Consider the following 12,546-nt stretch of genomic DNA (forward strand, 5'->3'; position numbering starts at 1 on the left):
ACGAAACGTCATAACTCGGTGAAAAAGGCATTCATTGCCCTCAATTTACCAACCCACTGCCAGCAAATGCACTGGCCACTGCGGTATGGTGTGTACAGTATAGTTTTTTTCGAAAAAACTGTAGCGGCAAAAATAGCGCAAACGGTTTGGATCTCAATTTAATCGTTAGTCTCGCAAGCGACTAAATTCAACAGATACTGCATTGAAATTTAAAGTAAATAAAAAATAATATCGCCCTGCAACCAAACGGCTGCAGGGCGATAAATTCAGTTTAATTGGCGTCTATATTACAAACCGATGTAATTATAGAGCCGATAGGCTTAGGCAGAAGCCCGCAATCGTCGCTGCCATCAGGTTAGATAACGTACCAGCCAGTACTGCTTTCATACCCATGCGAGCAATGTCGCCACGACGTTTTGGCGCAAGACTACCCAGACCACCAAGCAAAATTGCAATTGATGATAGGTTTGCAAAGCCACATAGCGCAAATGAGATGATTGCGACTGTTTTCTCAGACAGCTCACCAATTACTGGAACGAACTCAACGTAAGCCACAAATTCATTGAGTACCAGTTTTTGACCGATGAATGAACCTGCTGTAATCGCTTCTTCCCATGGCACGCCGATTAGGAACGCAAGTGGTGCAAACACATAGCCAAGAATCAGTTGTAGTGTCAGCTCAGGGTAACCGAACCAACCGCCAATACCACCAAGCATACCGTTCACAAGCGCGATCAAACCAACGAAAGCAATCAGCATTGCACCTACGTTAAGTGCCAATTGCAGACCAGCTGCTGCGCCGCCTGCGGCTGCATCGATAACGTTCGCAGGCTTGTCTTCAACGCCAGCCATCGCTTCTTCAAAGTCTTCATTCGGCGTATCGGTTTCTGGATGCAGAATTTTTGCAAACAGTAGACCACCAGGCGCTGCCATAAATGACGCCGCAACCAAGTACTCTAGTGGCACACCCATTGATGCATAACCTGCCAGTACACCGCCAGCAACAGATGCCAAACCACCACACATTACCGCAAACAGCTCTGATTGAGTCATTTTTGGTACGAATGGACGAACAACCAAAGGCGCTTCTGTTTGGCCCACGAAAATGTTTGCCGCTGCTGACATCGATTCTGCGCGAGAGGTACCCAACGCTTTTTGCAGGCCGCCACCAAGGATCTTGATCACCCATTGCATGATGCCGACGTAGTAAAGAACAGAAATTAATGCAGAGAAGAAGATAAGCGTTGGCAATACGCGGAAGGCAAAAATGAAACCGCCGCCACCGAACACTTCAAACATTTTATCTGAAACCAGACCGCCGAAAAGGAACGCAATACCATCGTTACCATAGTTAATAACGTTAGAAACGCCGGTAGAGAAACTGTTTAGGAGGTCACGACCCCATGGAATGTAAAGAACAAATGCACCGAGTACAAATTGGATAGCGAATGCACCACCCACGGTTCTGAAATTGATAGCTTTGCGGTTTGAGGAGAATGCAACTGCAATCGCAATTAGCACTACCATACCGATCAGGCTCATTAACAAACTCATAGTCAATGGCTTCCTTATAAAATTGTTGGCGTGTAAAAAAGGGCTTAAAGCGGGCGCATTATACTCAGTGCGCCGCAAGGAAAGTAATACCGCCTTCTCACTTTCTTATAAAATTCATTATTGATTCATCCCATAACGTGATCACAATCACACTTTAGTTGTGAAATGAAATCGTTTGCAATTTTTTTTCCGGTCAATAATCATTCAATGAAAATAAATGGTTGCTATTTTCCCACAACTGTAGCGCAAACGGTTGCAGTGCTTCACTTCTCAATATCGCAATCGTTTCCAGCACCACACGCACGTTTTTAGGTTCATTTGCTTGACCTTGTTCACCATAAATGGGCATATCCGGCGCGTCGGTTTCGAGCAAAAAGCGCTCAGCAGGAAGACGAGACACCGCATCACGAGTTTTGCGCGCTCGTGGATAAGTAATAACCCCACCAATTCCCAAATAAAAACCGAGTCGCACCCACTCCATTCCTTGTTCATAACTGCCCGAAAAGGCATGTATCACACCACCATGAATTAGCTTGGCTTGTTTAACCAATTGAATCATTCGATTATGCGCGCCTCGGCTGTGTAAAATAATAGGCTTACGATGAGCTTTCGCCAGTGTGAGCTGTCTCTGTAATACCTCTTCTTGTACCGCCATCGGTGTCGGTGAAGTGGTATCTAAGCCACACTCACCAATGGCAACGCAAAGTACGTCGTTGTATGCCAAATATGTGTCGAGCAGGCCCCAGTTGGCCTCATCCATTCCATCGAGAAATTGCGGGTGAAACCCCAACGCGTAGTATAGACCCTGATATTGATGCGCCATCGCCTTCACTCGCGACCAATTTTGCGCGCCAACTGAGGGGATCAGCGCGCGCTGCACACCAGCGTGCTGCGCTCTTAACCACAGCGCCTCAAATTGGGATGAAATTTCGGTAAAATCAAGATGGCAGTGGGTGTCAAACAAAGGAATATTGCTAGGTAGAAGGGGCGATGTATTGTTGTGGCTCATCGGTCACTCCTTAGCTAAGGAAATGGGAGCGCGTTCTCTTGGCGCGATGTCTGCATTTGAGTAAAAAGAATAGACCCCGCAAAGCGGGGTCTAAACAAAGCGATTAATGTTCGCGAGTGGCTCTAAATTGAATATCAGGATGACGCTCCTGAGCAAGATTCAAGTTAACCATCGTCGGCGCGATATAAGTGAGGTTATCACCGCCATCAAGCGCTAAATTCGACTGGTTCTTACGCTGAAACTCATCCAGTTTCTTCGCATCACCACACTCAACCCAGCGCGCTGTCGCGACGTTAACACCTTCGTAGATGGCTTCAACGTTATATTCCGACTTCAAACGCGCAACCACCACGTCAAACTGCAGCACACCCACCGCACCAACGATCAAATCGTTGTTTTGCAACGGACGAAACACCTGTACCGCCCCTTCTTCAGAAAGCTGTACCAGACCTTTGAGCAGCTGTTTTTGCTTTAATGGATCTTTCAGACGAATACGGCGGAACAATTCTGGCGCAAAGTTGGGAATACCAGAGAATTTCAGCGCTTCACCTTGAGTGAAGGTATCACCGATTTGAATGGTACCGTGGTTGTGCAACCCGATGATATCCCCAGCAAACGCTTGGTCGGCTCGTGAGCGGTCACCGGCCATAAAGGTGACGGCATCTGAAATACTCACTTGTTTACCAAGGCGCACATGGTTCATTTTCATACCTTGAGTATAAGTGCCGGAAACAATACGCATAAACGCGATACGGTCGCGATGCTTAGGATCCATGTTCGCTTGAATTTTGAAAACGAAACCTGAGAATTTTTCTTCGGTTGCTTCCACATCACGTTCAACCGCTTGGCGCGTTTTTGGCGCAGGCGCCCACTCAGTCAAACCATCGAGCATGTGATCAACACCGAAGTTACCTAATGCGGTACCAAAGTACACCGGGGTTAATTCGCCTTTAAGGAACAATTCGAGATCAAACTCAGCGCAAGCGCCCATGACGAGCTCGAGTTCTTCACGAACACTTTCCGCAAGATCTGCGCCGACTTTGTCATCCAGCTCAGGGTTATTTAACCCTTTCACGATGCGCACTTCTTGGATTTCGTGACCGTGGCCTGATTCGTACAAAATCGTCTCATCACGGTGAATGTGGTAAACACCTTTAAACTCTTTACCACAGCCAATCGGCCAAGTGATTGGCGCGCACATCATGCCAAGTTCGTTTTCAACTTCGTCGAGCACTTCCATTGGATCGCGAACATCACGGTCCAATTTGTTCATGAAAGTCACGATAGGCGTGTCACGCAAACGGGTCACTTCCATCAATTTGCGAGTACGATCTTCGACACCTTTTGCCGCGTCGATCACCATCAAGCACGAGTCAACTGCCGTCAATGTACGGTAAGTATCTTCTGAGAAGTCTTCGTGTCCTGGAGTATCAAGCAGGTTGACCAAGCAATCGTTGTATGGGAACTGCATCACCGAGGTAGTCACCGAAATGCCACGCTCTTTTTCCATTTCCATCCAATCGGATTTTGCGTGTTGATTCGAACCACGACCTTTTACCGTACCGGCTTTTTGAATGGCGTTTCCGAACAGCAGCACTTTTTCAGTGATGGTGGTTTTACCCGCATCGGGGTGCGAGATGATCGCAAACGTACGACGTTTGGCCACTTCGCTCATAAAGGCATTTGACATGAATTGGTCTTCTTTTACGTAAGCTACGCCCACTGAAATCGCGTCAGCGACGGCGCAGTTTTATACCCAAACAGCTTAGCGTTGCAGGTAAGCAACAAGCACACAAAACCTTCAAGCATAGATGGACTATGTGGTGAGGTTTGCAAGTGCCAGTCAGCAAGACTGCAACTTAAAGTCGAAAGGGTATAGGATTCGATTCAAATTTGCGCGGTATTCTCGCTTATTATCGCGTTAGGGGCAACTTTGACAATGCACCACTTTAATCCGTTTGCGTGCGCAAACCCTCGCAATAAAGTAACGGCATTATTATTTTTGAGACAAAACCCCACCAATAAGACTTCGATTGCATATATTTCAGCAAATCGAGTTCGAACTCAGCCTCTCTAGCCTATAACTACCAAAGTAGAAAAATAAATTCGTTCAGTAGGCTTACATGCAAACAACGGCATCTCAATCTCTTGCCTTTATACAGGCCAAGACGGTATTTTGGCTTTCAATTACTATTGGTTTCTTATTTAGCGGGTACTGGCTCGTGCGCGATCTCAACCAAGAGCAAGCCCGTGTCATTGCGCGTTATCAAACTCAAATTCAGCACAGCCAAGCGTACGCAATCGCAGCCGCAAGTCGCCACAATGAAGGTTTGGCAAAGCAATTTATCACTCAGCTGATGAGCGATGATTCGATTCTTGCAGCGACATTAACCGATGATAGCGCTCAACTGCTTGCGCATCACAAGCGTCCTCATGCGTTTGCACCACCGCTCTACTTGTGGCTTAGCAAGCAAATTTTCCCCGACAGCAGTGAACTCAAATTTCCCTTAAATAACGCTGAAACTCCCGTTGGCGAGTTAACCATTACTGTTTGTGCCGTGACGGCCGCAAAACAATTTGTTGAGCGCAATGTGGGGCTGCTACTGAAAGATTTTCTCCACACGATGCTTTTGGCGTTCACCCTACTTGGGCTTTTTTATTGGCGACTCTCGCGCCCTATTGCATTATTAGACAGCTGGGTGACCACGCATCAAAAAAAACGCACACCCATGCCGCTGTTGCTGCGTGACCGCCGTGACGAACTGGGCCGCTTGGCTTTTTCATTTGACGCACTGTGTCGCGCTAGACAAACAGCAGAGAGTCGCCTAAACGCGCTGGCTTATTATGATTCGCTGACTGGGCTTGCCAATCGAAGTCGTCTATTACAGCTACTTGATGAGCGCTTAGAGCCGCTCAACGAAGCGGGTGCGTTACTGCATCTTGATATCGACCGATTTAAAACCATTAACGACTCGCTCGGTCACCCTATTGGTGATGAGCTCATGCGCGTTATCGCTTACCGAATTAATCGTTGGCTTACCGACAGTAATGTTTGCGCTCGTATCGGAGGCGATGAATTTGCGGTATTGCTACACCGAGTCACTCTGGCACAAGCAAAAACTCACGCCCAGACTCTGCTTGATCTGATCTCTCAGCCTTACAGCATTGATAACCACCAGCTCTATTGCAGCGTCAGCATTGGTATTGCCGCATTTTCACCACAAGCGCCGAGCGCCAGTATTGATCTCTTGCGCCAAGCAGACACGGCACTAAACCGCGCTAAATTGGCGGGAAAAAATTGCTTTGCCAGCTACGAGCAAAGTATGCAAACTCAAGTAGATACCTTTCTTGAAACCGAAAAAGGGCTGCATTTGGCGTTAGCCGAACACCAATTGGAGCTCTATTTTCAAACTCAAGTCAATGAAGCGTTTCAGCTGGTTGGCATGGAGGCGCTCGTGCGATGGCACCACCCGGAACGAGGGCTGCTTGGTCCGGATCAATTTATGCCGATTGCCGAAGAGACGGGGCAAATCCTGACCATTGGCCAGTGGATTGTTGAACGAGCTTGCCAGCAGATGGCTCGGTGGCTCGATATGGACATTTTGCCAAGTAGCTTTCAACGCTTGGCAATCAATATCAGTCCGCTGCAGTTTAATCACCGCAAGTTTGTCGACCAATTTCAAGAGGCGCTGAATAAAGCCCATCTTGACGGCCGCTGGATTGAGCTGGAAATTACTGAAAATCTGTTACTGGAAAATGTCTCCAACGCAGCTCGTAAAATGCGTCAGCTTAAACAATTTGGCGTCAGTCTCGCGATTGATGATTTCGGTACGGGCTATTCATCGCTGCGCTATCTGAAACATTTGGATCTTGATGTGCTCAAGGTCGATCGCTCGTTTGTCACAGGGCTGCACCTCAATGACAGCGATCAGGCAATCGTCGATAGTATCATCACCACAGCAAAACGATTAAACCTAGAGATTGTTGCCGAAGGCGTTGAAGACATTTTAGAAATGAAAGCGCTCACGCAAATGGGGTGCGAACGCTTTCAAGGCTTTTTGTTTGACACACCGCAACCGGTGGAATTTATCAATCAGCAATTAAGAAGTGGCAAAGGGCATCGCCATCAGGATGAACCCGCAATGACACACTGGTGATCTCACGTTAAGCGAAGCTAAAAAACATCATGCTCATGATGATGGCATCTTCTTTGCCATTTGAGGTTGGGTAATAGCCACGACGACGGTCGATTTCATTGAAGCCAGCCTGTTGGTATAAGGCAATTGCCGTATGGTTACTTTCGCGCACTTCAAGCCAAGCGCTCTCGGCACTGGCGGCATCACATTGCTCAATGAATCCGGTTAAAAGCCGTTGACCAAAGCCCTGACCTTGCGCCTTAGGTGCCACCGCTAAATTAAGCAATGTCACTTCGCCGACGATGTTTTGAGCATAAAAATAGCCCACCACCTCATCTTGTACAGTTAACACATGGTGACACGCCCCACGGCCGTTCAAATCGCGTAAGAGGCTTTCAGCCCATGGGTGAGAATGGGCTGCGCGCTCAATCTCAATCACGGCATCAAGATGCTGCGCCATCATAGGCTCAAGCTTTACATTAGAATTCATAGATAACCTTAGCTTTGGCGCCCTTTAAACGGGAGCGCCTAACGTTGCCAAACTGAATGTCATTACGCATTACCGGCTTGAGCCGATTGAATTTGCTGCCAAAGATCTCGGCGATGTTGCGTGTGGCCATCAATGTCTGACAAGCGAGGTGATGTAAGCACCCACCTTTCACGTTCGGTATCCAAACCTTGCGCAGAGCATCCTGCAAACCACAGCCATTGTAATGCTGAGCTTGGTTCCACTTGCGTCCACTGTTCTGGTGTCACCCACTGGGCCTGACTGAGCGTTAAATGCATCGCTTTGAGTACTCGCTCAAACAAACTCACTTCAGCGTCATTTGGCGCGACTGGAGTAACGAGCAGTAATTGGCAATCATGACTTAGCGTGATGGATGGGGGTTGATAACCAGCAAGCCGTTCTGGGTGCGCCAGCACATATTGATCGATACCCATTTCGCGCAAGTAGATAGCAGATACGGGAGACATGGCACACTCTCATCTCGGTCGTTTCAAATTGGGGCGATACTAACAGCGATACTGGCCGAACACCAGATATCGCTTAAGCTAAAACGTATCCTGTTGAAAAGCCAGTTCACCGTGTACCGCATCAAATCCACTGGTTTGCAGCGGCAGCAAATAAACTGGTTCGAAGCCATGTTGCCAGGTCACATTCACGTTCGCCGTACTTGCTGGCACCATGCCAAGCGAAGTCAATAACGCATCCTCACCTTGGGCAACGCAGACGGGATAACCTAATTCTGCCAGCATCTCGATGCCTTGCTGAGCCAAGTCTTGCGCAACTTGAGTGCAAAATTGCGGTTCAGCTTTCTCGTGCTGATGCGTTGCTTCTGGTTGCTCATCAAACAGATCAAGGCTGTCGCATTCCATCGCTAGATTGACAGTAAGTTGCGCCAATCCTTGCCAATAGGACTCTTCACCATTAATTAAAATCGGGCTAAACAGCGCATGCCCGACCAATACACCATCATCGCGGCAGGCGACCAAAGATAGTGTAGCCAGTCCATTCTCACGTAACCTCGCGACCGTATCAGCGCGAGAGCCGGTTGTTTGAGTGGCATTATCAACTGAGCGCAATAGACGCTCAATCACCCGTAGATCTGCGGGCGCTTCAGTTCGAATAAGCATGAGAACGACTCGTCACGGTTTCAGGTTGAACACCAAGATGAACAAATTGCGCAAGTTGATTTAAAGCCACTTGCATTGGTTTTGGCAGCTGAGTCAAATCAACACTGTCCATCAAGTTCTTAATTTCCAATCCAAGCTCAGTATCTCCCTCAATTTGCAAGCGACGCTGGAAAAACAGCGTATCGGGATCTTCTTTACGGCCAGCAATGAGCACCATGTCATTCAGCGTGCCGGAAAAACTCACATCTTCAGACTGAGGCTCATCAGCCACCACCAATTGTTCATTTTGGTAACTAATATACCAGCAAAGATTGAGATCTTTTATTTCAACTTTCAACCACTTATCTTCTAGAAACTCGAAGTCACCGTCTTCTAACGCCTCTTTAAAGACCAGCTGTAATCCTTCAAGTAGAGCTCGCTTTTGTAAACGATGAGGCAAAAGCTGGACTGGAGATCTCAAAATTGAAGCAGCATTTTGAACCAGTTGACGACGAATCTTGTTTAACACGCTCATTTTCCGTTATTTTGTCATATGGATGATCATCTTAGTGGATAGAATATGGCTTGTTTATGTCGTGCATCAATAAAGCATAACATGAACGGTCACCTTTCCACGGTGTCATACATCGAGTGAGATGTGCCAGTGTGAGTCAAATAAAAATTCGCTACGAACCTAGCTGACCAAGCTGCGACAAGAAGACTCACTCGATTGCCAATGCAGAGTAATACCATTGCCATCGTAGGGCAATAACGTCATTTCTTTGACCTGTGATGAAATATTGGCGCTATTTTGTTGATAAATACTTTAACTACCTGATATAGGACGTTATAGTAATTTTGTTCCTACCCAGACGGACCACCAATTCGTCGTTGAACACACCCACGCTATGGATTCGCGTGGCAAAGCGCATCAGGGCCTCTGCATGGACGCCATCGCGCAGTGTGACAAAAAAGGGTAAGCAATCTTTTCCAAATCGGAGTTGAATGGTCATGCTCTTAGGAGATGGTAGTCCCTGATGCCTACTCAGCAATTACATCATTGGTTTTCCAAGCTGACAGCCCATAGCCCGTTTTTCTTTGCGGTGCTTGATGCAAAGCACCATTATTGCATGGTCAACGAACGCTACAGTGAGCTTTCTGGTATTGCCTGTTCAGAATTGGTCGGGATGAATGATGCTCACGCATTAGGCGCTCATGTATACAACCAGCTTGCGCCCTACTATACCCAAGCGTTTACAGGCCGCTCTGTTGAAGCCGAAGTGATACTTGAGGGTGGCCAATTGAACACCACTCTCTATTTTTGCGCGTCACCGCTAAAACACAATGCCGACGGTAATGTGGAACAAATCGTGTTTCATGCGGTTGATATGTCAGAAAAACATATCTTACTGCGTTCACTTGAAGAGTCAGAAATCAAATTTAATCGGCTGAGCCAGCTGTTACCCGATGGGTTACTGCTCATCGAAGATGATGCCATTCTCTCGGCAAATCCGGCTGCCGCAAAAATATTGGGATTTCAGAGTGGCGGTGAGCTACTTGGAGAAACGCTGTCCAGCTTATTGGTTGCAGATAAACCCAATTTACACTACCGTCAACGCTTGTCTGAACAGCTATCCCAAGACGCTCTGTACTGCACCACTAGCGAACGTTGTCAGCGCGACACTCGAGTGCAGCTCTTTGCTGAGCAAGCAACAACTTATGGTCGCACCACTCAGCTTGTTTTGCTGCAAGCGTTAAACGCCACCGACAACGCGGTATCAGACAATGACAATAAGGCCAAAATCGATCCGTTAACCAACCTATACAACCGCTGCGGTTTTACAGAACGACTGGAGCAGTTCATTGAAGAAAATACGCCACTGGTTTTGCTGTATCTTGACATTGATAACTTCAAAAACATCAATGACTCTCTAGGGCACCACGTTGGCGATCGCGTGATCAAAGAGGTCGCGAAACGCCTTAAGCGCTTACTTCCTATTCAAGCGGTTATCGGCCATCTTGGTGGCGATGAATTTGGGATTGTACTGCCACAACCTGAGCACAAACGCATTCCTGAAGTGATGGCGGATCGCATCATCTCTTTGGTCAATCAACCTTTTGATTTGCAGCACTTTAGCAAACGCCTTGCCTGTTCTATGGGCTGCGTGATTTACCCTGATGATGCACAAGATGCGCGTCTTTTGTTGCAAAATGCCGATACGGCAATGTATGAGGCCAAAGAGCGTGGCCGTAATCGTATGATCCGCTTTGATGATCAAATGAACAAAGAAGCGCGAATGCGTTTATGGCTGGAAATTGAATTACAAAAAGCGTTAGCCCAAAACAGCCTTGATGTATGGTACCAACCCAAAGTCAATGCTCGTGACTTTAGCATCAATGGTGCCGAAGCGCTGGTGCGTTGGAAACACCCCGTTGAAGGTTATATTAGCCCAGCGGCTTTCATACCGGTTGCCGAGCGAGCTGGCCTCATTGAACATCTCGGCCGTGTGGTCATGCGCGAAGTGTTCAACACCGTCAAACGCTGGAAGCTGCAAGGGATCTTACCGGGTCGTGTGGCTATCAACCTATCGCCTGAGCAATTTGGTAATCCTCAGCTCATTGATTATATGGAAAAGTTACTCCATACCACCAAATTAGACCCAAGCTGCATCACCTTTGAGCTAACCGAAAGTGCGGTGATGAGTAATAGCGAACATACCATTCAGATGCTCAAAGCGATTAAAAAACTCGGTTTTCATTTATCGATAGATGACTTTGGTACTGGCTACTCTTCGCTCGCTTACTTAGCTCGTTTTCCGATTGATGAATTGAAAATTGATCGCGCATTTATTAATGAAATCGATACACTTCCTAAACAAGTGACGGTCATTGAAAATATCATCAATTTGGGGAAATCGCTTGATCTTAACGTGGTGGCGGAAGGGGTTGAAACTCAGCAGCAAGCAGCGCTGCTGTCTAATTTGAAGTGTCACTCAATTCAAGGGTTTCACTTTCATAGGCCGCAACCCAAACACGAAGTTGAGGCACTTTTTGCCATGAATCGTCGCCACAAACATTGAGCAAATTATCAGCACATTAACGCAAAACTAACAATTTATTGGGTCAAACCTAATTTATATCAAGTTCGTTATTCATAATTCTTCATAAAATGCGACCATGATTTTTTGCGTTAGAACACTGAGTATATGGAACTCCTTTGTCCTGCGGGCAACCTACCTGCGCTCAAAACCGCTATCGATTGTGGTGCCGATGCGGTTTACATCGGTTTTAAAGACGACACCAATGCGCGCCACTTTGCTGGGCTTAATTTTACCGATAAAAAGCTCGATAAAGCCGTACAGTATGTGCATGACAATGGTAAAAAGATCCACGTTGCGCTTAACACTTTTGCGCACCCCAATGGATTTGAGCGTTGGACACGTGCGGTTGATTGTGCTGCCGACCTTGGCGTCGATGCGCTGATCATCGCAGACATCGCAGTGCTTGAATATGCCGCGCGTCGATACCCTGAAATGGAATTGCACCTTTCGGTACAAGCCTCTGCCACTAACGTCGCCGCTATTGAGTTTTATCACCAAAACTTCAATGTCAAACGTGTGGTTTTGCCTCGCGTGCTTTCCATTCATCAAGTCAAACAGCTATCGCGTAATATTCCACCCAGTGTGGAACTTGAAGTATTTGCCTTTGGCAGCTTGTGCATCATGTCAGAAGGTCGCTGTTACCTTTCCTCTTACCTCACAGGCGAGTCGCCAAATACGGTGGGCGCTTGCTCTCCGGCCAAGTATGTGCGCTGGCAAGACACCGAACACGGGCTTGAATCACGCCTTAATGATATTTTGATTGACCGTTATGGCCCAGGCGAAAATGCCGGTTACCCGACGTTGTGCAAAGGCCGCTTTGACGCTCAAATAGACGGGCAAGCAAAGCGTTATCATGCGCTTGAAGAACCGACCAGTCTGAACACCCTATCAATGCTTCCTGAGCTGTTTGCTGCAAATGTGGCATCGGTGAAAATTGAAGGTCGCCAACGCAGCCCAGCCTATGTTGAGCAAGTAACGCGTACGTGGCGCGCAGCCATCGATCGCTACCTTGCCAATCCTGAGGCCTATCAGGTTGAAGAAGCTTGGAATGCGGCACTGGCAAATGTTTCAGAAGGCACTCAAACCACCTTAGGTGCTTATCATCGCAAATGGCAATAACCGCGTAGGAGAA

Annotated in this window: 10 protein-coding genes; 3 read left to right on the plus strand and 7 right to left on the minus strand. The window is 47.4% G+C overall.

Going from position 1 to position 12,546, the window contains the following annotated elements; all coding sequences use genetic code 11:
• Nucleotides 1-303: 303 nt before the first annotated feature.
• The 3 genes from HGP28_RS07280 to prfC all read right to left on the minus strand — a co-directional run bounded on the left by HGP28_RS07280 (nucleotide 304) and on the right by prfC (nucleotide 4,253).
• Nucleotides 304-1,554 carry a NupC/NupG family nucleoside CNT transporter gene (locus HGP28_RS07280; RefSeq protein ID WP_168835809.1) on the minus strand — a complete coding sequence of 417 codons (1,251 nt, stop codon included), beginning with the start codon at nucleotides 1,552-1,554 and terminating at the stop codon, nucleotides 304-306.
• Nucleotides 1,555-1,747: 193 nt separating this feature from the next.
• Nucleotides 1,748-2,524, minus strand: coding sequence for a TatD family hydrolase (locus HGP28_RS07285; RefSeq protein WP_439333844.1), 777 nt, complete (start codon nucleotides 2,522-2,524; stop codon nucleotides 1,748-1,750).
• A 142-nt stretch (nucleotides 2,525-2,666) separates the two neighbouring features.
• On the minus strand, nucleotides 2,667-4,253 hold the full coding sequence (prfC, locus tag HGP28_RS07290) for a peptide chain release factor 3 (RefSeq protein WP_168835811.1): 1,587 nt from the start codon (nucleotides 4,251-4,253) through the stop codon (nucleotides 2,667-2,669).
• Nucleotides 4,254-4,686: 433 nt separating this feature from the next.
• Here prfC and HGP28_RS07295 point away from each other — a divergent pair, with 433 nt between their 5' ends.
• On the plus strand, nucleotides 4,687-6,720 hold the full coding sequence (locus HGP28_RS07295) for a putative bifunctional diguanylate cyclase/phosphodiesterase (RefSeq protein WP_168835812.1): 2,034 nt from the start codon (nucleotides 4,687-4,689) through the stop codon (nucleotides 6,718-6,720).
• Nucleotides 6,721-6,727: 7 nt separating this feature from the next.
• On the opposite strand, the gene rimI is transcribed toward HGP28_RS07295, so the two are convergent.
• The 4 genes from rimI to ubiT form a co-directional block, all read right to left on the minus strand.
• Entirely contained in the window at nucleotides 6,728-7,189 is a 462-nt protein-coding gene (rimI, locus tag HGP28_RS07300) for a ribosomal protein S18-alanine N-acetyltransferase (protein ID WP_246225632.1), read from the minus strand.
• 62 nt (nucleotides 7,190-7,251) lie between these two features.
• Entirely contained in the window at nucleotides 7,252-7,674 is a 423-nt protein-coding gene (locus HGP28_RS07305; protein ID WP_168835813.1) for a DNA polymerase III subunit psi, read from the minus strand.
• A gap of 78 nt (nucleotides 7,675-7,752) precedes the next feature.
• Nucleotides 7,753-8,334 (minus strand): GNAT family N-acetyltransferase, encoded by a 582-nt coding sequence (locus tag HGP28_RS07310; RefSeq protein ID WP_168835814.1) that lies wholly within the window; start codon nucleotides 8,332-8,334, stop codon nucleotides 7,753-7,755.
• The gene (gene ubiT / locus HGP28_RS07315) at nucleotides 8,318-8,842 is read right to left on the minus strand and encodes a ubiquinone anaerobic biosynthesis accessory factor UbiT (protein ID WP_168835815.1); all 525 of its coding nucleotides are present in this window, start codon (nucleotides 8,840-8,842) and stop codon (nucleotides 8,318-8,320) included. Before ubiT ends, HGP28_RS07310 begins: the two co-directional genes overlap by 17 nt.
• 508 nt (nucleotides 8,843-9,350) lie before the next feature.
• Here ubiT and HGP28_RS07320 point away from each other — a divergent pair.
• A complete protein-coding gene (locus HGP28_RS07320; protein ID WP_168835816.1) occupies nucleotides 9,351-11,393 on the plus strand; it encodes a bifunctional diguanylate cyclase/phosphodiesterase in 2,043 nt (680 codons plus the stop codon).
• 126 nt (nucleotides 11,394-11,519) lie between these two features.
• On the plus strand, nucleotides 11,520-12,533 hold the full coding sequence (ubiU, locus tag HGP28_RS07325) for a ubiquinone anaerobic biosynthesis protein UbiU (RefSeq protein ID WP_168835817.1): 1,014 nt from the start codon (nucleotides 11,520-11,522) through the stop codon (nucleotides 12,531-12,533).
• Nucleotides 12,534-12,546 lie beyond the last annotated feature (13 nt).

The sequence above is a fragment of the Vibrio agarilyticus genome (assembly GCF_012641465.1).
GTDB lineage: Bacteria > Pseudomonadota > Gammaproteobacteria > Enterobacterales > Vibrionaceae > Vibrio > Vibrio agarilyticus.